The organism is Microbulbifer sp. MLAF003 (assembly GCF_030012965.1).
GTDB lineage: Bacteria > Pseudomonadota > Gammaproteobacteria > Pseudomonadales > Cellvibrionaceae > Microbulbifer > Microbulbifer variabilis.
Window position 1 is genome coordinate 4,707,327 of record NZ_CP120232.1, and the last position, 22,731, is coordinate 4,730,057.

General features: G+C 52.7%; 16 protein-coding genes and 1 pseudogene. 7 read left to right on the plus strand and 10 right to left on the minus strand.

Features of this window, described 5'->3' with window-relative positions; all coding sequences use genetic code 11:
* Window position 1: 1 nt before the first annotated feature.
* From P3339_RS22435 to P3339_RS23700, 5 genes and pseudogenes are all read right to left on the minus strand, one after another.
* Entirely contained in the window at window positions 2–826 is an 825-nt protein-coding gene (locus tag P3339_RS22435) for a peptidylprolyl isomerase (protein ID WP_282951960.1), read from the minus strand.
* Between the two features lie 55 nt (window positions 827–881).
* Complete coding sequence (gene narI / locus P3339_RS22440) at window positions 882–1,571, minus strand: respiratory nitrate reductase subunit gamma (RefSeq protein WP_282951961.1); 690 nt, start codon at window positions 1,569–1,571, stop codon at window positions 882–884.
* Between the two features lie 4 nt (window positions 1,572–1,575).
* Window positions 1,576–2,310 carry a nitrate reductase molybdenum cofactor assembly chaperone gene (gene narJ, locus P3339_RS22445; protein ID WP_282951962.1) on the minus strand — a complete coding sequence of 245 codons (735 nt, stop codon included), beginning with the start codon at window positions 2,308–2,310 and terminating at the stop codon, window positions 1,576–1,578.
* Between the two features lie 19 nt (window positions 2,311–2,329).
* Window positions 2,330–3,877 carry a nitrate reductase subunit beta gene (gene narH, locus P3339_RS22450; protein WP_282951963.1) on the minus strand — a complete coding sequence of 516 codons (1,548 nt, stop codon included), beginning with the start codon at window positions 3,875–3,877 and terminating at the stop codon, window positions 2,330–2,332.
* A gap of 2 nt (window positions 3,878–3,879) precedes the next feature.
* Window positions 3,880–7,649, minus strand: a pseudogene (locus P3339_RS23700) (nitrate reductase subunit alpha).
* Window positions 7,650–7,951: 302 nt separating this feature from the next.
* Between P3339_RS23700 and P3339_RS22465 the strand changes: the two are divergent.
* From P3339_RS22465 to P3339_RS22475, 3 genes are all read left to right on the plus strand, one after another.
* A complete protein-coding gene (locus tag P3339_RS22465; protein ID WP_282951965.1) occupies window positions 7,952–9,817 on the plus strand; it encodes a histidine kinase in 1,866 nt (621 codons plus the stop codon).
* A 387-nt stretch (window positions 9,818–10,204) separates the two neighbouring features.
* A complete protein-coding gene (locus P3339_RS22470; protein ID WP_282951966.1) occupies window positions 10,205–10,879 on the plus strand; it encodes a CHRD domain-containing protein in 675 nt (224 codons plus the stop codon).
* 10 nt (window positions 10,880–10,889) lie between these two features.
* Window positions 10,890–11,375 (plus strand): SRPBCC family protein, encoded by a 486-nt coding sequence (locus P3339_RS22475; protein ID WP_282951967.1) that lies wholly within the window; start codon window positions 10,890–10,892, stop codon window positions 11,373–11,375.
* A gap of 33 nt (window positions 11,376–11,408) precedes the next feature.
* On the opposite strand, the gene P3339_RS22480 is transcribed toward P3339_RS22475, so the two are convergent.
* The gene (locus tag P3339_RS22480; protein ID WP_282951968.1) at window positions 11,409–12,632 is read right to left on the minus strand and encodes a MalY/PatB family protein; all 1,224 of its coding nucleotides are present in this window, start codon (window positions 12,630–12,632) and stop codon (window positions 11,409–11,411) included.
* Between the two features lie 24 nt (window positions 12,633–12,656).
* Window positions 12,657–13,694: a permease gene (locus P3339_RS22485; protein WP_282951969.1), complete on the minus strand. Its 1,038-nt coding sequence runs from the start codon at window positions 13,692–13,694 to the stop codon at window positions 12,657–12,659.
* A gap of 109 nt (window positions 13,695–13,803) precedes the next feature.
* Here P3339_RS22485 and P3339_RS22490 point away from each other — a divergent pair, with 109 nt between their 5' ends.
* Window positions 13,804–14,109 carry an ArsR/SmtB family transcription factor gene (locus P3339_RS22490; RefSeq protein ID WP_020413766.1) on the plus strand — a complete coding sequence of 102 codons (306 nt, stop codon included), beginning with the start codon at window positions 13,804–13,806 and terminating at the stop codon, window positions 14,107–14,109.
* 274 nt (window positions 14,110–14,383) lie between these two features.
* On the opposite strand, the gene rtcA is transcribed toward P3339_RS22490, so the two are convergent.
* From rtcA to P3339_RS22505, 3 genes are all read right to left on the minus strand, one after another.
* Window positions 14,384–15,403, minus strand: coding sequence for an RNA 3'-terminal phosphate cyclase (gene rtcA, locus P3339_RS22495; RefSeq protein WP_282951970.1), 1,020 nt, complete (start codon window positions 15,401–15,403; stop codon window positions 14,384–14,386).
* Between the two features lie 49 nt (window positions 15,404–15,452).
* A complete protein-coding gene (locus tag P3339_RS22500; RefSeq protein WP_282951971.1) occupies window positions 15,453–16,613 on the minus strand; it encodes a slipin family protein in 1,161 nt (386 codons plus the stop codon).
* Between the two features lie 627 nt (window positions 16,614–17,240).
* The gene (locus tag P3339_RS22505; RefSeq protein WP_020413769.1) at window positions 17,241–18,470 is read right to left on the minus strand and encodes an RtcB family protein; all 1,230 of its coding nucleotides are present in this window, start codon (window positions 18,468–18,470) and stop codon (window positions 17,241–17,243) included.
* Window positions 18,471–18,689: 219 nt separating this feature from the next.
* Between P3339_RS22505 and rtcR the strand changes: the two genes are divergently transcribed.
* Genes rtcR through P3339_RS22520 form a run of 3 tightly spaced genes read left to right on the plus strand, consistent with a single transcriptional unit; the run spans window position 18,690 to window position 22,655 of the window.
* Window positions 18,690–20,288 carry an RNA repair transcriptional activator RtcR gene (rtcR, locus tag P3339_RS22510; RefSeq protein ID WP_282951972.1) on the plus strand — a complete coding sequence of 533 codons (1,599 nt, stop codon included), beginning with the start codon at window positions 18,690–18,692 and terminating at the stop codon, window positions 20,286–20,288.
* Window positions 20,289–20,346: 58 nt separating this feature from the next.
* Window positions 20,347–21,837 carry a C13 family peptidase gene (locus tag P3339_RS22515; protein ID WP_282951973.1) on the plus strand — a complete coding sequence of 497 codons (1,491 nt, stop codon included), beginning with the start codon at window positions 20,347–20,349 and terminating at the stop codon, window positions 21,835–21,837.
* 38 nt (window positions 21,838–21,875) lie between these two features.
* A complete protein-coding gene (locus P3339_RS22520) occupies window positions 21,876–22,655 on the plus strand; it encodes a TSUP family transporter (RefSeq protein WP_282951974.1) in 780 nt (259 codons plus the stop codon).
* Window positions 22,656–22,731 lie beyond the last annotated feature (76 nt).

Here is a 22,731-nt window from a genome sequence, read left to right on the forward strand (position 1 = left end):
CTCAGTGGGCCTCCCCCGATAAGTCCAGGCCGGATATTTGCGCGGCCTGCACCATTTTTTGCAGGTAATCGCTGGTCATTTGGCGGCGGCGTTTTTCGGTCAGGTATTCCTCGATTCGCTCCGCAACATATTCATATTCCAGCGGGCGGCCCGGCTCACATTGCTCTACATAAATCAGGTGTACACCGTAAGGTGTTTCCACGGGTTCCGCTACCAAACCGGTGCCCTGCTCGAACACTGCGCGCTCGAAGGAGGCGACGGTATCACCGCGCCCCACTTGGCCGAGGCTGCCGCCGGCTTCCGCAGAGGAACAGGCGGAGTGGGATTGGGCCAACTGGGCGAAGGCCTGTAGCGGATTGGCATCGGCGCGGATCTGCTTAAGCATGTCCTCGGCGGCGGCGCGCGCTTTGGCGCAAGCTTCGGAATCATCCGGTGCGGCCGGGATCAGGATATGGCGCACTTCGGCGAGGGGATCGGAGCGGAATTTATGTGGATGGGCTGCGAAATAGGCGCGGCACTCGGCTTCACTGGCCGGGCTCACTTGTAGCTCGCCTTTTAAAAGGTCTGAAACTGCGTGATCGAAAGCTTCGCTATGCAGGTCTTCATCGGCGGCGCAAAGCCCCTGCCCCGCGGCCTTTTCCCGTAAAAGCCAACCGATAACCAGGGCCCGCGCTGCGCGGTAAATCGCTTGGCGCGGGGAGTTGGCGGTCTGGTATTGCATCTCCTGGTAAATCAGGTCTGCGGGGATTTCATTGCCGTTAACGGCCACGGCTTCAGCCAGTTCGAATTCGCGCCCGGCGGCGTCGGAGGCCAGTAATGCACTCATGACTCTACTCCACACAAGGCCCGCTCATAGCGGGCCGGGTTAACAATTGCTGGGATTAGCGCGCGGCTTTGGCGCGGACTATTTGGTAATTGCGGCGGAAGTACTGCACCGGAACACTCCATACGTGTACCAGGCGGCTGAAGGGGAACAGCAGGAACAGGGTCATGCCGAGGAAAATATGCAGCTTGTAGATGATATTCACGTCGGCGATAGCCGCTGCGGCTGCGGAGCCATCGAGGGTGACAATGGACTGGGCCCAGGCCATCAGTTTGAGCATCTCGGCACCGTCCATATGGCCGGCGGAAACCAGGATGCTGATCAGGCCGAGGATTAACTGGGCGTAGAGCATCAACAGTATGGTCAGGTCCATTTTGGAAGTGGTGGCGCGCACTCGCGGATTGGTGAGGCGGCGCTTGATCAAAATGGTAAGGCCAATAAAGCAGATCACCCCGAAGAAACCACCGATCCCCATTGCCATCATCTGCTTGGTGGAGGCTTCAATGCCGAGGAAGTGCCACACCGCTTTGGGCGTGAGCAGGCCGATAAAGTGGCCCGCGAGAATGGCGATCACCCCGATATGAAACAGGTAACTGCCGATGCGCAATTGTTTGCGCTCCAATAACTGACTGGAGCCGGTGCGCCAGGTGTATTGGTCGCGGTCGTAGCGGATCAGGCTCCCCACCAGGAAGACCGTGAGGGCGACGAAAGGGTAAATGGCGAAGAGCAGCGTATTCAGATAGTTCATCTTGTTACTCCTGTGGTGCGGGCTGGGCAGAATTCTGCGCGGCATCTTTGGCACTGGGGGCCCAGGTAAGGGGCTGGCCGTCGCGCAGCTGCGCAGCGCTGGGCCGCGATATGGACTGGTCGCAATTGTTGGCGCCGGTAAAGCTGACCACCTCTTCCTCCCAGATTTTGTCCAGGGCTTCCGGGGTGTCGTCGCGTTCCTCGTTGGCCACCTCTTCCTTAAGTGCAGTCAGATCGACAAAAACGCCTGCCATCAGCAGCAGTGAGTCCATCAACAAGTGATAGGGGCTTTCGCGCTTGGACAGGCGCGCGCTCAACAAGGCGATGACATGAGTGATGTCATGCACCCAGCCGTAGGCCTCTTCACCCTGGGTTGCGCAGAACTCCAGATAGGTGGGCAGATAGTCCGGTAACTCGCGTTCATTCAGTTCAAGACCGGCACTGCGATAGCGCGCGGTCAGGTCCACCATGGCCTGGCCGCGATCGCGGGATTCGCCGTGAATATGCTCGAACAGGTGCAGGGACACGGCGCGGCCGCGCTCAAAAAGGCCGTCGTATTCACTCTGCCAGTCGAGCGCATCCATACACTCGTAGTGGGAAATAAATGCCAGCAACATATCCCGCAGGGGTGCATCCAGCTCATCGGACTCCGCCACCCAGTTGGTCAGCTCATCCAGGTGCGCCACCAGCTCTTCGGATGGGTAATCCAGCAGGCGGGCAATCAGGTTTAACACTTTCATCGGTATTCTCCCCTCGGCCTCAGTCGACCACTTTGGCTGGTATTACTTCGCGCACTGCGTGCTGCTTGCCGCCGAAGATATTGGTGCTGTCGTTGCCGGTGCTACAGCCGTTGCCGAAGCTGAAACCACAGGAGGACTTCATGTCGTAGGCGTTTTCCGCGTAGGCCTTATGGCTTGAGGGCACTACGAAGCGGTCTTCGTAGTTGGCCAGGGCCATATAGCGATACATTTCTTCTACCTGCTGTACGGTCAGGCCCGCCTCTTCCAGTAGTTCGCGTTCCTGCACGCCGTCCACATGGATGCCGCGCATATAGGCGCGCATCACAATCATGCGCTCCAGGGCGCGGGCCACTGGCTTCTCGTCGCCGGCGGTGAGCAGGTTGGCCAGGTATTGCAGCGGGATGCGCAGGGTGGAGAGATCCGGGATCTCGGCGCTGCGGCCCACGGTGACGGTTTCCACTTGGCCGGCCTGCACTGCGTTCTGGATCGGAGACAGCGGCGGCACGTACCAAACCATGGGCAGGGTGCGGTACTCCGGGTGCAGCGGCAGGGCGATCTGCCAGTCGATGGCCATCTTGTACACTGGGGATTTCTGCGCAGCTTCGAGCCAGGCTTCGGGGATACCCTCGGCGCGGGCAGCTTCCTGGACCTTGGGATCGCTGGGGTCGAGGAAGATATCGCACTGGGCCTGGTAGAGGGCTTTTTCGTCTTCTACCGCAGCAGCTTCCTCGATGCGGTCGGCGTCATAGAGCAGCACCCCCAGGTAACGGATACGGCCCACGCAGGTCTCGGAACAGATAGTTGGCTGGCCCGCCTCAATACGCGGGTAGCAGAAGATACACTTCTCGGATTTACCGGTTTTCCAGTTGTAGTAGATCTTCTTGTAGGGGCAGGCGGATACGCACATGCGCCAGCCGCGACATTTGTCCTGATCGATCAGGACGATGCCGTCCTCTTCGCGCTTGTAGATGGCACCACTTGGGCAGGAGGCCACACAGGCGGGATTGAGGCAGTGCTCACACAGGCGCGGCAGGTACATCATAAAGGTGTTTTCGAACTCACCGTAGATATCTGCCTGGACCTGCTCGAAGTTCTTGTCCTTCTTGCGCTTGTCGAATTCGGTACCGAGAATTTCTTCCCAGTTGGGACCCCACTCGATCTTCTCCATACGCTCGCCACTGATCAGCGAGCGCGGGCGGGCCACCGGCTGGTGCTTCTGCTCCGGCGCCTTGTGCAGGGTCTGGTAGTCGAAGTCGAACGGCTCGTAGTAGTCGTCGATTTCCGGCATATCCGGGTTGCCGAAAATATTCGCCAGCACCCGGTGCTTGCTGCCGATCTTCGGCTGCAACTTGCCGTTTTTCTTGCGGGTCCAGCCGCCGTTCCACTTGTCCTGGTTTTCCCACTCTTTGGGATAGCCGACACCGGGTTTGGTCTCGACGTTGTTAAACCAGGCATACTCGACCCCCTCGCGGGAGGTCCAGACATTTTTACAGGTCACCGAGCAGGTGTGACAGCCGATACACTTATCGAGGTTCAGCACCATGCCGATCTGGGCTCTAACTTTCATTGTTACACCTCCTCTCGGGTCGGCTCTTTGACGTCTTCGCCATCCAGCCAGTCGACCTTGTTCATTTTTCTCACCACCACAAACTCGTCCCGGTTACAGCCCACAGTGCCGTAGTAGTTAAAGCCGTAGGACTGCTGGGCGTAGCCGCCGATCATATGGGTGGGTTTCATCACCGCGCGGGTTACGGAGTTGTGGATACCGCCGCGGGTGCCGGTGGTTTCCGCTCCCGGTGTATTCACGATGCGCTCCTGGGCGTGGTACATCATGGCCATGCCGTCTGGCACTCGCTGGGACACCACCGCGCGGGCAGCAATGGCGCCGTTGACGTTGAAGATTTCGATCCAGTCGTTGTCTTCAATACCCGCCAGCTTGGCGTCGTTCTCACTCATCCACACGATGGGGCCACCGCGAGACAGGGTGAGCATCAGCAGGTTGTCGGAGTAGGTACTGTGGATACCCCACTTCTGGTGCGGGGTGATCCAGTTCAGCAGGATCTCCTTGTTACCGTTGGGCTTCTGGTTCAGCACCGGCTGTACGGTTTTCAGGTTGATGGGCGGCTTGTACACACACATGGTCTCGCCGAAGTCGCGCATCCACTCGTGATCCTGGTAGAACTGCTGGCGGCCGGTGATGGTGCGCCAGGGAATCATCTCGTGCACGTTGGTGTAGCCGGCGTTGTAGCTCACATGCTCATCTTCCAGGCCGGACCAGGTGGGCGAGGAGATGATCTTGCGGGGCTGCGCCACGATATCGGAGAAGCGGATCTTCTCGTCTTCCTTGGGTTTGGCCAGATGGGTGTGATCGCGACCGGTAATCTTGCCCAGGGCTTCCCAGGCCTTCACCGCCACCTGGCCATTGGTTTCAGGAGCCAGAGACAGGATCATCTCGGCGGCATCCACGGCGCTGTCGATACGGGCGCGGCCATCGCGGGCGCTTTCATCTTTCCAGGTGCGGTTGAGCTTCTTGAGGAAGTCCACCTCGTCATCGGTATTCCAGCTGATGCCCTTACCGCCGTTGCCGAGCTTTTCCAGCAATGGGCCGATAGAGGTAAAGCGGTTGTAGGTGTTGGGATAGTCGCGCTCCACCTCGATCATGCTCGGCGCGGTAACACCGGGAATCAGGTCGCACTCGCCCTTCCACCAGGCCTTCACCCCAAAGGGCTGGGCGATTTCGGTGGGGGTATCGTGGTGGATTGGCAGGGTTACCAGATCCTTTTCCACCCCCAGGTGGCCATCGGTGAGTTCGGAGAATTTCTTCGCCACACCTTTGAAGATGTCCCAGTCGCTGCGCGCTTCCCAGGCCGGGTCCACCGCTTTGGTGAGCGGGTGGATAAAGGGGTGCATGTCGGAGGTATTGAGGTCGTCCTTCTCATACCAGGTGGCCGTCGGCAGCACGATGTCGGAGTAGAGACAGGTGGTGGACATACGGAAGTCCAGTGTCACCAGCAGATCGACTTTGCCCTCACTGGGGGTATCGTGCCAGGCCACATCTTCCGGCTTCTTGCCGCCGGCTTCGCCCAGGTCCTTACCCATCAGACCGTGCTTGGTGCCGAGCAAGTGGCGCAGCATGTACTCGTGGCCTTTACCGGAGGAACCCAGCAGGTTGGAGCGCCAGATAAATAGATTGCGCGGGTGGTTCTGCGGATTATCCGGGTCCTGGTTGGCGAACTTGAGCGCGCCACGCTTGAGCTGCTGCACGGTGTAATCCTTGGCGGACATACCCGCAGCGGCGGCGTCTTTGGTCAGTTGCAGCGGGTTCATACCCAGCTGCGGTGCGGAGGGCAGCCAGCCCATACGCTCGGCGCGGCTGTTGTAATCGATAATGGAAGCCTGCCACTTGCTCTTGTCGGCCAACGGCGAAACCACTTCGTCCATCTCCAACTTCTCGTAGCGCCATTGGCTGGCGTGGTTGTAGAAGAAGGAGGTGCCGTTCATATGGCGCGGCGGACGCTGCCAGTCGAGGCCGAAAGCGAGGGGGTCCAGCCGGTTTGCGGACGCAGTTTTTCCTGCCCCACATAGTGGGCCCAGCCACCGCCGCTCTGGCCGATACAACCGCACATCATCAACATATTGATGAGGCCACGGTAGTTCATATCCATGTGGTACCAGTGGTTGAGGGCGGCACCCACAATCACCATGGAGCGTCCACGGGTCTTGTCGGCGGTATTGGCGAACTCGCGCGCTACCTGGATAACGTTCTCACGGCGACAGCCAGTGATCTTCTCCTGCCAGGCGGGAGTGTAGGGCTTGTCTTCGTCGTAACTGTGGGCACAGTTGGGATCGTCGAGGCCGTGCTCCACGCCGTAGTTGGCCAGGGTCAGGTCATAGACGCTGGCAACTTTGAGCACCTCGCCGTCTTTGTTCCGCACGTACTTCACCGGCACCTTGTAGTCAATCACATCGCTGTGGTCGGTGTGCTGGAAGTAGTCGTGCTCGTGGGTCTGGCCACCGAAGTAAGGGAAGGCCACCTGGGCAATTTCATCGGCGCAGTCTTTCAGGCTGAGTTTCAACTCTACCTCTTCGCCACTAAGGCCGTCGCGCTGTTCGATATTCCATTTTCCCTGCTCGCCCCAGCGGTAACCTACAGAACCCTGGGGTGACACCAGCTGGCCATCATGGTTGACGGCGATGGTCTTCCACTCGGGATTGTTGTCCTGGCCGAGGTCATCCGCCAGGTCGGAGGCGCGCAGGAAGCGGCCCTGTACCAGCTTGCCGTCGCGCTCTTCCAGGGTCACCAGCATCGGCATATCGGTGGTGGTGCGCACATATTCGGTGAAGTAAGCACTGGGCTTGTCGACGTGGAATTCTTTCAAAATCACGTGGCCGAAGGCCATCGCCAGGGCCGCATCGGTACCCTGGCGCGGTGCCAGCCAGGTATCACCAAACTTGGAGCACTCGGAGTAGTCGGAAGTGATTACGCAGGTCTTGGCACCCTTGTAACGCACCTCGCTAAGGAAGTGCGCATCCGGGGTACGGGTCTGCGGCACATTGGAACCCCAGACGATCAGGTAGTTGGAGTTGTACCAGTCGGCGGACTCGGGCACGTCGGTCTGCTCACCCCAAATCTGCGGAGAGGCGGGCGGCAGGTCGCAGTACCAGTCGTAGAAACTCAGGCAGTTACCGCCGATCAATGACAAATAGCGGGCACCGGCAGCGTAGGAGACCATGGACATGGCGGGAATCGGCGAGAAGCCGGTTACCCGGTCGGGTCCATATTTCTTGGTGGTGTATACATTGGCAGCGGCGATCAGCTCATTGGCTTCATCCCATTTGATCCGCACAAATCCGCCCATACCGCGGCGCTCTTTGTAGGACCTGGCCTTGGCCGGGTCCTCAACAATGCTGGCCCAGGCCTCTACCGGATCGCTGTGTCTCAACTTGGCTTCGCGCCAGAGTTTTACCAGGCGTTTGCGGATCTTCGGGTACTTGAGGCGGTTGGCCGAGTACATATACCAGGAGTAGCTGGCACCACGGGGGCAACCCCGCGGCTCGTGGTTGGGCAGGTCCGGGCGGGTGCGCGGGTAGTCGGTCTGCTGGGTCTCCCAGGTGACCAGGCCGTCTTTGACGTAGATCTTCCAGCTGCAGGAGCCGGTGCAGTTCACCCCGTGGGTGGAGCGCACAATCTTGTCGAACTGCCAGCGGCGACGATAGCCATCTTCCCAGCTGCGGTCGTCATCGGTCTTTTCCCCGTGTCCTCCGGAAAAAGGCTCTTTTTGTTTCTTCAGGTATTTCAGTCGGTCCAGGAAATGGCTCATGCGGTACTCCCAGGGCATCGAAATGCGGTTAAAGCATCGGTTTAGCGGGGAATATAAAAGCGCTGTGCGGAAGGATCACCTGACCAAAAAGGGGTAGAAAAGCGACGAACTACCCCAGAGTGGGTAGGGAAATGGCGCCAACTCATGGCTAAGGTATTGCGCGAACCGCAGAGTGGCTGGGCCTCCGCTTAAAAAGCAGGCATCAGGTTAAATTTTGTGCAAAACTGGCGTTCTTTGGTGGTACTCACAAATTTGAGCGCCCGTGGGCGACACAATAGGGAAGAGTTCCCACAACCGCCCAGGGGCGAAGTGAATCAGATATGCTGAACCGAATCCGACAATCCATCGTCTACCGCATCGGTACCCTGATGCTGCTCACCGTGCTGGTGGCCCTGAGCTCCATGGTGGCGTCCTATATCATCTCCGATGCCGCCGAAAACGATGCCGCCGCGGTAAACCTGGCTGGCTCCCTGCGCGCCATGAGCTACCGGCTGGCCGCTACCGCCCCCTCCGGCGATATTGATGCCACTACCGAACTCGCCGATGAGGTTGCATCGCGCCTGGCTCGGGTACTGAGCATCTCCGACTTCAACGCCAGCGACAACCTGCGCGCAGCACACAACTACCGCAAGGTGATCGATAGTTGGGAAGGGGAGATACGCCCCCTGTTGGAATCCATTGCCGCCGGCCGCTTGCCCATGGACTCTCTGCAGCTGGCTAACCGCCTGGAACCGTTTATTGGCGATGTAGATACCCTGGTATCCGACTACCAAACCATCGCTGAAGAGAAGATCAGCTTGCTGCGCTTAGTACAGGTGGGCTCCCTGTTCGCCATAGTGGCGCTAGTGTACCTGTCTCTTTACATACTCCACCGCTCCGTGGAACAACCACTCAAGCAACTCACCAACCGCTCCCTGAGCATTGCACAGGGAGACTTCAACGGGCACCGCCTGGAAATCGACAGTGAGGATGAGCTGGGGGTGTTGGCGCGCACCATCAATTACATGAGCGATGAGATCCACGCAACCCACCGTGACCTTGCCCATCGTGTAGAACTCAAAACTGCACAATTACAAAAGAGTCACGAGGCACTGGACTTCCAATACCGCCTGGCGCGACGTATCAGCGAGGGGCCCCTGGCAAGTGCTGAGCTGGGACAATGGCTGGGAGAGTTCGCTAATGTGGCCGATCTGAGCAACCTGGACCTTTGCCTGATGACTCCCGAGGGCGAAGCTCCTTACGAGCACCTGGTGCAGGGCCTCGGCAACAGCCAGTGTGACGGTAATGAGTGCCGCATGTGCGTAAGCACCTGTGGTCCCTCCGACGAGGGCGACTACCGCGTGTACCGCTTCCCGCTGGAAGTGGACAAGCGCAATTACGGCGTACTGATGTGCACCCTACCCCGCGGTGAAAGCCTCGATGAGGAGCAGCAACAACGCTTGGCTACCTTTGCCGACAGCGTTACCGCTGCCATCGCCATCAACGAGCGTGAAGCCCAGGAACGCCGCGTCGCCCTGCTGGATGAACGCGCAATAATCGCGCGGGAACTGCACGACTCATTGGCACAATCCCTCTCCTACCTGAAAATCCAGGTTACCCGGCTCAATCGCGCCAACCGCAATGAGCAGATGGACAAAGCCAAGGTGGAGGAAATTATTACCGAATTGAAGGAGGGGCTGGACTCCTCCTATCGCCAGTTGCGCGAACTGCTCACCACCTTCCGCCTGCAAATAGGCCCCGGTGGCCTGCGTAATATCCTCGAGCAATCCATCCTCGCTTACCGTGAGCAACACCCGCAAATCACCATCCTGCTCGACTATCACCTCAACGAGGTACCTCTCACTCCCCATGAGGAAATCCACCTTTTGCAGTTGGTGCGCGAGGCCTCGCAAAATGCCGTCTACCACTCCCAAGGGGATATGGTACAGATCAGCCTTACCCAGGCCGAGAATCACTCTCTCAACGTGCGTATCCGTGACAATGGCGTCGGTATCAGCAATTCTCCGGAAAAGCGCAATCACTTTGGCATGTCGATCATGCAGGAGCGCGCCAGCAACCTGAACGGCAAATTAAATATTCGCCGGCGCGATGAGGGGGCACAGAAGTACGGTTTAACTTTATTCCCCTGTATGCCCGGGAGCGGGAATTGGTTTGGAAGGATGTGGGGTGACAGCACCCCACTTTAGATAGAAGAATCATTGGGCACGGATAAATAAGCTCCGTAACCAGTTTTTTAAATTCGGCAAATACCTCTGTTAATAAAATTCAGCGAAATATCCCAATATTTTCCGATTGCTTCCCACTCCGTGAGCCAGTAAGTCGCTGTGAGCCAGGCTCTCACCGCGGGGTTCGCCCAACCCTAAACATGTCCAGGATAAAAAATAGGGTAAAAAATACTGTCTTTTAAATTGGCCCCGTAAGGCCAATACCTACCACATATGCTACAAGTACTTATCGCCAATACACCCCATGATTTGTCCCCATTCATCATGGTGAATAAGTCTTGTTTAGGGGCTGGCATCCCATTTTCCACCGTGCAATGACAATATTGATTTAATAAAGAGGAGAGGTTAATGAAACTGAATTCATTGCCCATCGCCGTTTTTTCAATAATGGCGATGCTTGTACTGGCCTATTCCACTTTCACAACTGCCGATAGCCACAATAAAAAAGAAAAAGATACACCAACCGCTAAACATGGTGCTGGCGAGAAAGCCTGGTCTGATGCGGGAGATGACAAGCGGTTTACCATCTTTAAAGCTGACCTAACCACTGCTAATGAAAATATGCTCGGTAAAAAAGTCAATCCGCAAACCCCCAAAGATGCTAATGGTTTCTTAATCGGCGCCTATAACAACCAGACGCATATGCTGAGCTTTATGGTTGGGTACAGTGATCTATCACAGGGTGGGGTCGCCATGTCGCATTTCCACCTCCAGTGTTCGGGCGACGGCAAGGAACCTCCTATTTGCAAGCCTGGCAAGGCGAGCGGCCCGATTATTCAAACTATCTGTGGTATGCCAACCCAACCGGGGATGGTCCCAGACTGGCCCGCTACCAAAACAGACAAGGATAAACACGGACTTAAAAAGAAATGCTCTGAGGGCAACAGCGGTTTTATTATGGGGAAATGGCTTGTCGAGGAACCTTATCGGAAAGGATTAATGGATAATAAAGTGTTCATTAACTTGCATACAAAACTGGACCCCAAAGGCGAAGTCTCTGGATTATTGGTAAAAGATAAATAGTATTTAATGAATGCCCTGCTGGGCCAATTACAACAACCTTATGGAGAGCGGTAATGTCCAACTACACCACCTCTTTTTTAGCCCAAGCTCCCAGGGAGATGCTTATAAAGCGGTAGCCGAAAAAATGTCCCAGTGGTGGACACCGGTAAGCGCACCCTTTCTAAAGGTGGGCGACACTGCCAAAACCGGGTTTAAGGGAGAGTCTTACTGGGTTTTCCGCGCCAAAACATTGAAGCCAGAAAAACTGATTGAGCTCGAATGCATCGAGTCGAATATGGTGTCCGATAACGTGGACGACCCCGAGGAGTGGAAGGGCAGTACCCTGCGCTTCGAGTTTTCTGAGGAGAATAAGGGAACTCTGGTTACTTTTACCCACATTGGCCTTTCCCCTGAGATGAAATGTTGGGATATGTGCAAAAGTGGCTGGGACCATTATCTACCTGGTAGCCTCAAGGATTTCTTGAGCGGCACTGGAGGCCGCCCAAATACTTACTAACAATAGACAACTAGCAAACGATGATACTTTGAGCTAATCGCAGCAGCCACAACACTTTCTATCACCGGCACTGCTCCCAGAACTTGTATTGGGCTTTGCAAAAACCTCTTTTAAACGCAGGAAGGCCTTTTTTATATCGGCCCTGGGTACAGCAAAGTTCATCCGTACAAACTGTGTTGCTGTGTCGTCGAACCAGGTTCCTGGCGATGCGCCAAAGCCGGCTTCAGCCAATTTTGTAGTAAGCTCGCTACCCGCAAAGCCAGTTTCTGAAAAGTCCAGCCAGACCTGATAGGTACCTTCTACGGACGTCATTTTTACAACCGATAATTCCTCCAGCAAAAACTCCTTTATCCAACCCAAGTTATCCTGAAGATAAGCCAATAACTGATCCAGCCAGGCATCCCCCTTTTCAAAAGCAGCAATAGTTGCAAAAGTGGTGAAGGCATTGCCATGATTCAGATACATGGATTCACTTACATCACTAACTGCCTTTAGCAACCTGCTGTTTTGGGTATAGATGTATCCATTGGAAATACTCTGCATACCAAAAGTCTTGGCTGGCGAGCCAATCAAGGCTACATGTTTCTCTGAATCCAGAGCCATCAAGCTGGTAAATTGATGACCCGAATAAATAATATCACCATGGATTTCATCGCTGATAATGGTCACATTATATTTATTGGCTAATTGCAGGAGCTTTTCCAGCTCTTCCTTTTGCCAGACCCTCCCAACCGGGTTGTGCGGATTGCAAAGGATCATTGCTTTTACTTCCGGATCTGCGAACTGCTTATCCAGATCCGTAAAGTTCATCCGGTACCTTCCATCACTCATTCGCAACGGGCTTTTAACAATTTTACGGCCTGCACTTTGGATCACTTTACTAAATTGGTGATAGACCGGGGGCTGAACCAGAACGGAATTACCCTTTTCAGTAAGCTCACGGATCAATAGCGCAATACCAGTCAAAACGCCTGTAACCTGAACAAATTTATCCGTTTCTAACCGCAAATTGTGACGCCGCTGATACCAACTACTAATTGCACTAAAGATCCCCGCGGGGTAGAACTCGTAGGCGAACTGCCCTCTATCCACCAACCTTTGCAATTCTGCTCTAATAGGGTCGGCTACATTGAAATCCATATCCGCTACCCAAAAGGGAGTTACTTTCTCTGTGCCAAAAATATTTTTAAGTGCCGATGGGCTGTTACGCACAAAGTGATTTTCAGCACCGGAATTATTTTTATTAAAGTCCATCATTGCTCCTACATGTGGTTCAGGGGTTTATGAGAAAAACAGGTGGAACAGCAGACCTGCAAAAATTGCCATACCGAAGATCACTAGCAGGAAAGCCGCTACCATTGGTTTGCGGAACATTGACTTCAGTAGGATCACCTCAGTTAGGCTGGCACCGGCACTGCCAATAATCAATGCCATTACTGCCCCCATACTCATGCCTTTTGCGAGCAGCGCCGCAGATAAGGGGATTACGGCCTCAGCACGGATATATAGCGGGACCCCAATTACTGCCGCGAAAGGGATGGCGAGAGGGTTACCGGCTCCAGCATACTTTGCAATGAAATCTGCAGGTATAAAGCCGTAGGTGAAAGCACCGATTGCGATCCCAATCAACAGGTAGGGCAGTACTTTCTTAAACTGGCTCCAGGTTTCCCGCCAGATCCGCACCCAGCGATTGTCCTGCACGGCACTCAATGCAACGGTACCATCGCAAGCGGCGACTTGGGGAGGTGGTCCATTGCAAGCTTTCTCTTCTGTACAAGTAGTTGCAGATGCACTGGCACCACAGCCGCCAGTCTCTGGTTTCCTGGGTTTACTCGCACCAGAGCAGCCGCTTCCAGTATTCCCCTTCAATACTTCCGGGCGAATGAAGCGAGCAAAGTTGAGCCGCTCCAATACATACCCAGCAGTCACTGAAACTGCCAGTGCCGTTGCGGCATAAACCAAAGTGATGTTAAGGCCGAAGGTCACAAGGAATAGACCAATAATGATGGGATTCAAAAGTGGCGAAGTGAATAAGAAGGTGACTGTTGGTCCAAAACCGGCTCGGGCTTTCAACAGGCCGCTCAGCATAGGGATGGTTGAGCAACTACAGAATGGTGTCAGACCACCGAGTATCGCTGCAGAAAAGTAGCCACGGCCATTCTTTGAGCTGAGAATAGCCTGGATTTTTCCTGACGGCAGGTATTCCTGAATTACGCCAATAATAAAACTGATTACCAAAAATAACGCTGTCAGCTCGATACCGAGCCATACAAACATGCCCAGCGCCTCTTCAAGCATTACAAGAACTTCTGGAGACATTGCATTCATTCCGTATTTCTAGATTCATGGAAATATATTAGTGCAGCTTTTTTGTGACTACAAGTTATTTCTAGTAATATAGAAATATTGGAGCCCCAGGAACACAACAATGCAGACAGACATAGCCGCCAAGTGCTTCGCTGAATTAGGCCATTTAACCCGCCTGGAAATATTCCGCCTATTGGTCAGAGGTGGCCCAGAGGGCATGCCTGTTGGAGAAATACAGGAAGCGCTGGATGTTCCTGGCTCCACTCTCTCCCACCACATTAACCGTTTGGTATCTGTGGGGTTGGTCATTCAACGACGAGAGGGCCGCACCCTCTATTGTGTGCCTCAGTATGAAGAACTATTCAGGCTGGTGGAATTCCTGCAGGAGGAGTGCTGTATTGACGGTAACCCTCACTGCGACGATTAATCATTAGATGATTTTCAACCACCAGAGTAACATAGAGAGTAGGGCCACTTTCCATTACAACCGCTGGTCTTCAATTTGTATAAAGCTGAGTTTTCAAAGATCAGCAACATAGCGAGGAAAAGGAGTTTGCTGAATCATTTAATAGACAATATGCAGACCGGGAATCCGGCCAAGGAAATTATGTGCCGTTCCCAGTATCAAAAAACAAGGAAAAACTGTATCCAACTTTTCGCCATTAGAGCTACTCCCGTATCCCTCAATTACAATTTTGCATCTAAATAGTACCAACCGTTACTTCCCAAGTATCTTCACCTAACTCGCGCAACTGAATATTAACTCCGGCAATTTTCTGGATCACCTGAATATTGGTCAATAAATGCTGGCTGGGCTTCAATGTACAAAAGCGACCACCATTGCCCAAAGCCATAGGCAATAACAGTTGATCGGCCAGATATTCACCTACCGGCGCACCAGAATTCAGATAACGCTGCATCTGCCGAATCGCACGCTGGGCAACCCGCTCTGAACTTACGCCCTGCTCGCCCATGGAATCGAAGATTTCAGTTACCTGTTCAGATTGCAACCGCAGCGACAGCAAATTACCGGGCCCTTGGGAACGCACCTGTTTTCGCTGCAAATACTCAGCCGGCCACTCACATTGCTTACTCACCTGCGCCAGTTCACGCAAGCCAATATGAGCCGGTATATTCGCGGATATGGCTACAGCTTTGCGCTCCAGTAGCTCTCCTCTTTCAGTCAGTTCCAGTTTTGATAAATTGGAGAGGGGGTGGATACGCGCACGCCAGGCACCGCCACCAGCTGGATAAAAACCATAATCCGTTAGCTCCACCTCCACTCCCGCGCCCATACGCGCTAATAGAGGCAAATAAACCTGGGCTATAAAATCAAAGCTTGGAGCCTTTTTATTGTGGGTACCCCCTTCCAAGTGCAGCTCACTAATACCATCAGCAAATAAAAGAGGCAGCAACACCGTTTGCAATACCAAGCTGGTACTACCGGCCGAGCCGATGGAAAAATGATACTCGCCAGATCGTACTTTTCCCGGAATAAAAGTAACTTCCGTAGCCCCCAGCTGCTCACCGCTAACATCAGCATCACTAATAGCTTTGGCAGCGCGTAAGCAAGTGAGATGTTGGCGTAATAGTCCAGGCTTATTGCGGCCTGCTCGAATATTTTTAATACGAATCGGTATTCCCTGGCACATGGACAAAGTGAGGGAAGTCCGTAAAATCTGGCCGCCACCCTCCCCCTGGGCGCCATCAATCTCAATCACTAATAATTCCCTTAAATACCACTAAATGGTTTCGATGCCTTTATTTTATTCAAGCAGTTGGGCGCAGTTTCACTAAATCATTAAGCACACCCTCAAGACCGCCGTATACTGAAATTTTATCGATACGATTACTGACCTTTTCCAGCGACTCTAATTCTTTTAACCGCAGTAACACAGGATTGTTATCCATCATCTTGGCGGTGTTATGCATGGAACGCATGGCCTGGGTCTCTTCCCGGCGTTTTATTAAATTCGCTTCAGATTCTTTTTGTGCTTCCACTACCTGATTTAGAATCATTTTCATATCGCCTGGTAAAATAATGTCTTTTACACCGACACTGACGATCTCGATACCGTACTCCGCTATTTTTTTACGAATGCCCGTAGCAATAACAATATTCAGCCGATCCTTATCCGCCAACAAGCTATCCAGAGTCTGGGTACCCACTGCTTCACGCAGATATAGTTGCAATTCACGATAAATATAGCTTTTGTAGTCACTGAGTTTTAATGCTACCCGCTTTGGATCAGTAATCTTGAAACTACCGCTCAGGTTTATACGCAAACTTACCCGGTCCTTGGTAAGAATTTCCTGGCCACTCACTTCAATAGTTTGCAAGCGCATGTCCATCAATTTCACCACGATGGAGCGATTGTACTTCCAGAATCCATAACGACCGGGCTGCAGGGTTTTTTCCAGTTTGCCATTAACAACCAGAAGGCCTACGTGCTCATCGGGAATTTCGTTGTAGCTAACCGCCTGAGCGGCAATACGCATTTGTCCGACCTTCACCCCACGACCAAGCAATCCCAATATATTGTCATCAATGGAATACTCCTTTGAAATATCTACAATACCTACACGCACGGTTTCACTACCCTTCCACACAGCGCGATAAGTACCAGGAGGAAGGATATCCACCAGGTGACCATCCTGGTAAAAAAGGCCTACCTGATGATCAGATAACTCATAGGACTGCAAATATTCACCCAATATTTGTCCATAAGTATTCAGAAGGAATTTTGCTTTAATCGCATCAAAAACCACTTCGGTAATATCATAGGTCTCCACCCGCACATCACCGGAAAGCAGCCAGATACGGTGACGTCCAGGAGGCAATACCCTTTCAAATCGACTGCGGCGAAACAGCAATGCACGCTCGTTATCAGCCACATCCACAATCTTCCATATTTTAAAGAGAGACTTCATTTCTCCGATCTCTTATCTTTTATTCCTTTTGGGTGGGGGCCACCCGATCCCAGGGTGGCCCAGCGCTTGTACAAAGTAGGAGCAAAATACAGCGGTTTTGCAGACTTTTTCTTTCTCCTCTCCTGGGAAATACAGCCAGCATCCCTGGTCAAAATAGAGTCAATGCATAACCTGTAATCCGCTCGCACAGTGCAAACCCACGAAAGGCGACACTGTCACCGAAGTACCTTTTTGTTTGGCAATTGGTATAATACCGAATTGCCGAAACCATAAGGCACAATGGGCCCCGGATAGATTTCAACAAAGAGGGTTTCTTTGCGGGGATTCGAACCCCAGGCTCTCGCCTTCCCTTAAGATCGCTTTCCAGGCGACGTGACTTTGACGGGAATTGAACCCGTAACCAACCGACAGAACGGTTGCTCTACCAATTGAGCTACAAAGTTAGCGTTTGAGGATTGGCCCAGAGGGTACACCTGCCGCCAGCGGCGGTGGTGCCAGGCCGGCATACAGAACCGGCTCCGCTGACTGGAACAAAAACACTCAAACTTGTTTGCGGAGAACCGGCCCGTTGGGCACTATCTCCGGCATTCTTTATATACTGAAGGCCTTATCCCTGACCGACACCGATTATCCTTTGACGCAGACTACCTGCTTGAGGGTGTAAACGATTTCCACCAGGTCTTTTTGTGCTGCCATAACCTTCTCAATAGGTTTGTAGGCCGATGGGGTTTCGTCGATCACACCTTCGTCTTTACGGCACTCTACGTCGATGGTAGCCGCGCGGTGCTCCTCCAGGGACACCAGTTTTTTTGCCTTGGTACGCGACATCACTCGCCCAGCACCATGGCTACAACTGCAGAAGCTTTCCTCATTACCCAGCCCCCGCACAATAAAAGATTTGGCCCCCATACTCCCGGGAATAATGCCCATTTCATCAACACGAGCTCTTACAGCCCCCTTGCGCGTCACCAGCACATCCTTGCCGTAGTGGTGCTCTCGGGAAACATAATTGTGATGGCAATTCACTGCCTCCATGCGCGCTTCGAAATCCATGCCCAGAGCCTGCTTCACCGCACCGATAGTACGCGTCATCATTACTTCACGATTGATACGAGCAAACTCCTGTGCCCATTCCACCGCTAGTACATAGTCATCGAAATGCTCTGTGCCTTCGGGGAAATATGCTAAGTCACTATCCGGCAGATGGATATGCCAACGCTCCATATCCCGCTTGGCTTTCTCGATAAAGTAGGTACCAATACGGTTACCCACACCACGGGAACCGCTATGCAGCATCAGCCATACGCTACCGTGCTCATCCAGGCACATCTCAATAAAGTGGTTGCCGGTGCCCAATGTTCCCAAGTGGTTGATGTTATTAGTATTTTTTAATACAGGGTGCTTTTCTTTAAGCAACTCAAACTGCGCTGCCAATGGCGCCCAACCGGCAAGTGCATCATCCGGCGGATTCTCCCAGGCACCTTTATCCCTCCCCCTGCCCCGGTGCCGGCCCGTACGGCCATGGGGCACTGCGCGTTCAATAGCGCTGCGCACCCCTGCCAGGTTATCCGGAAGTTGCGCCGCTGTAAGGCTGGTTCGCACCGCCATCATGCCGCAGCCGATATCCACACCCACAGCTGCGGGAATTACCGCCCCCAGGGTAGGTACCACACTGCCAATCGTGGCGCCTTTGCCCAGGTGTACATCGGGCATCGCTGCCACCCATTTGTGGATAAAGGGCATCTGAGAAATATTTTTGAGCTGCGCCTTGGCTTCATCCTCAAAGGGCACTCCCAGGGTCCAAGACTTAATCGGCACCCCACCTGCCTGCATCACTTCATATGGCATTGGTTTCATCTTTAACTCCTTTTGAAACCGCGCTCGATGTTCTTACGCTTCATTTTTCTATTGATATAGCGAATTGAGTGCCAACTTTTTATCAAAGTTGGAAATTTTTTATAACTTGTTGTTTTTTATGGAATTTATTTTTAATACCAAAACTCTTGAGAGTTTCTTTGAAATAAGAAAGCCATAAATATCTATCTTTTTTGATAGTAAAATAATATTTTAGATAGCATGAAGACAATTGCTATCAGTATTCTCGGTACCAGCAAAGATCGGCGCGGCAAAGGTGACAAGCGCTGGGACAAATGGCGCCCAAACATATCCATGTGCCAGCACGAAGACCTGCTTATCGACCGTCTGGAACTTCTGTTCGACAATCACTCAAAGAACCTGGCAGACCAGGTCACCGAAGATATTGCACGGGTCTCTCCAGAGACTGAAGTGGTCCACCACCGGGTGAACTTTAACGACCCTTGGGATTTCGAGAGCGTATACAGCAACCTGCTGGATTTCGCCCACGCCTATAGCTTCAAGCCGGATGATGAGCAGTACCTGGTACATATCACCACGGGCACCCATGTGGCCCAGATCTGCCTATATCTATTAACAGAAGCGGGGTATTTCCCCGGGCGCCTGCTACAAACATCCCCGGCACGCAAGCACAGTGGTTTGCCGGGCGAGTACCAAATTATCGATTTGGATCTATCCAAATACGATCAGATTGCCTCGCGATTCCAGAGGGAACACCAAGAGGGCACCACCTACCTGAAAGGTGGCATTGAAACTAATAATCTCGCTTTTAACCAGATGATCGAGCAGCTGGAGCAGGTCTCTATCCGCTCTGACGCCCCAATATTAATAACCGGCCCTACGGGGGCGGGTAAATCACAACTGGCCCAGCGTGTTTATGAGCTGCGCAAACAGCGCGGTAAGCTGGAAGGCGGGTTGGTAGCAGTAAACTGCGCTACTCTGCGCGGCGAAAATGCCATGTCCGCTCTGTTCGGCCACCGCAAAGGCGCCTTTACCGGTGCCACCGCACATCGTCCCGGGCTGTTGATGGAAGCTGATAAGGGCCTACTTTTTCTGGACGAGATCGGCGAGCTGGGACTGGACGAGCAAGCCATGCTGTTACGCGCTATAGAACACAAACGTTTTATGCCCTTTGGCTCAGACAAAGAGGTGAGCAGTCACTTCCAGCTGATCGCCGGTACTAACCGGGATCTTGTCCAGCACAGCCGCGAAGGTAAGTTTCGTGCGGACCTGCTTGCCCGAATTGACCTGTGGACTTACCGCCTGCCCTCCCTGCGTGAACGTATTGAAGACCTGGAACCCAATATCGACTTTGAGCTGGAGGCTTTTTCCAGAAAGTCTGGCCATTTAGTGAGCTTCAATAAAGCGGCACGGGAGAGATATCTCAACTTTGGCCATTCAGGAGAGGCCAGCTGGTCCGCTAACTTTCGCGACCTTAACGCCAGTATCCTGCGCATGGGCACTCTCGCCGATGGTGGGCGTATTACCACTGAAGTGGTGGAAGAGGAAATCCAGCGACTGTGCTTAAAGTGGCAAGCCTCTACCAATGAGTCATCGCTACCCATTGCACGTATTGAAGCGCTACTGGGCCCCGGCAATATTGAACAGATGGATTACTACGAGCAGATCAAACTGGCAGGACTGATCCAAGTCTGTGAGGAATCCAGCTCCATGGCGGAAGCCGGGCGCCGGCTTTTTCAGATAAGCCGCACAGCTAAAAAATCCAACAACGATTCCCACCGGGTACGCCAGCTGCTGGAAAAATACGGGCTTAAGTTCGAGCAGCTGAATAAAGCCTAGAGCCCTGTTGGCACCATTTTGTTAATCTCACTCCAGAGCATCAATGATGGACCATGGAATGAGATACGCCTACTTAACCCCTCTTTTTCTTCTTCTCAGTGCCTGCGAGCCAACACAGTTTGCAGGCGGCACCGCCCTGCCAGATGGTTCTGTATACAAAGGTGACTTACAAGATGGCCTTTTCCATGGTCAGGGCCAGTTGCAATGGCCCGATGGTAATCACTATCGCGGGGAATTTCACAATGGCCGCATTAGCGGCCAGGGATTACTTACCAAAACAGATGGCTGTACTTATGAGGGTGAATTCCTCAATGGAGAACCACATGGCGAAGGCCGCTATACCTGTGGTGAAAATGAATGGTCGGGTCATTTCAATGATGGGGAGTTGCAAAGAGGCACAGCAAAATGGGATGGCAGAGAAACTTATAGTGGTGAGTTTCTGGATTACGGTCCACACGGTGAAGGTGAGCTGACCACTGAAGATGGCAGTCAATATAAAGGCACTTTCGAGCAGGGAATGTTTCTACGCGGAGACTACTCAGATAACAAAGGCTACAGATACAAAGGCGACTTCGAATACGGCTTTTACTCTGGCGCTGGTGAATTGACCCAACCTGATGGGACCACTATTCGCGCCAACTTTCGCTACGGAGAGGCGGATGGAGAAGGCCAGCGTGTGAGCATTGATGGCGAGGGAAATACTATTGAAGAGTCCGGCTATTTTGCTAAGGGCATCTATTTTCCCAGTGAGGCGGCCTGGCGTACACAACAAGAAATTCCTGCAGCCGAGGCGGAAACACGCCTTTACAGCGAGAGTGATCGCTTACAAAGCGCTATTGATGCACTGGCACCGCAGAGGCCTGGTGTACGCGATGTGTACACGCTGTTAGTAGGCGGTGATGGCACCTCTCCGGTATTTGCCAGAGAATTGGATTGGGTGTCAGAACGCCTTGATAAGGCCTTTGGTATTGATGAGCGTGTACTGCGCCTCAGTAACGGTGGCGGCTACAGCTTTCCTCTCGCCACCCGCACCAGTATCCAAGAAAGTCTCAATGCCCTGGATCAGTTACTGGACCCACAGGAAGACCTACTGCTAGTGCACCTTGTCAGCCACGGTGCACGCAATGGCGACTTAACAATTGCCGAGGGTAAAATGCCACTAAAGGATTTCTCTGTGGCAGACGGAAAAAAATGGCTGGATAACCTTAATGCAAGGTACCAGTGGATAGTAATTTCAGCCTGCTATTCCGGCCAGTGGATTGAGCCTTTGAGCACCCCAAATCGTATCGTATTTACCTCCGCTGCCGATAACAGAACCTCTTTTGGTTGCAGCGACGACTCCCAGCGCACCTGGTTCAGTTCTGCACTCTATGGCGATGCTCTACAGCAGGGAATAAAAGACCCCAAGGTTTGGTTTAGCACAGCGAATAAAAAGGTCACTGAAATGGAAAAGGAACAGGGGATAGAAAAAGATTCCCACTCCCTACCACAGCATTCCATTGGGGAAAATTTCCTAACATGGTGGAAGAAAAATAAAGAAGGTTATTGAAAGTTAAGTCTTAGCAACATGCGATAGGAGGTATTCTCTTGGAGTTCGCAAGCTTCTCTATTGAATTATTGTCTATTTTGTTTTTTATTGCCGTAATAGCCGGCCTACTCGATACATTGGCAGGTGGTGGCGGCCTGATAACAGTACCGGCCTTAATTCTGAGTGGTGTACCGCCCTTAACCGCCCTAGGCACCAATAAATTGCAAGGCAGTATCGGTACAGCAACTGCAACTTATATGATGATTAAGAGCAGTAAAATAAGCTGGAGTGGGATTAAGAGCTTAATGCTACCGGCTTTTATTGGTGCGGCTATTGGAACAATAGCAGTACAATTTATTAACACTGACATCTTGTCATATATAATTCCTGTAGTGCTTTTATTTATTGCCGTTTATTTCCTAATTTCCCCGTCATTGACTCAGAATAATGAGGAGCCAAAATTATCCAGCAGAAAATATAAATATGGGGTAATTCCATTGATTGGGTACTACGATGGCATGTTCGGACCTGGAACAGGGTCATTTTTTACCCTGTCAGGTATAGCTTGCCGGGGACAAGATATATTGACATCTACTGCGATGGCAAAACCTCTAAACTTCTCCACCAATTTAGCCTCTTTAATTATATTTTTACTTGCCGGACATATTGCGTGGATAGTAGGCATCCTAATGATGATTGGACAAATCATAGGTGCGTGGATAGGGTCACACTGCCTATTTAAAATTAATCCTACCTACCTGAGAGGAGTAGTCGTTCTTATGTGTAGCGGGATGCTAATAAAGTACGCCCACTCCATGGGGTGGATAGACTTTATGTGAACTATTAGCGTGAATAGGAAATTAGCCAGAAGCGCATCTGTTTTCTCATTTGCAATCCCGCTTTAGCAATTGAGAG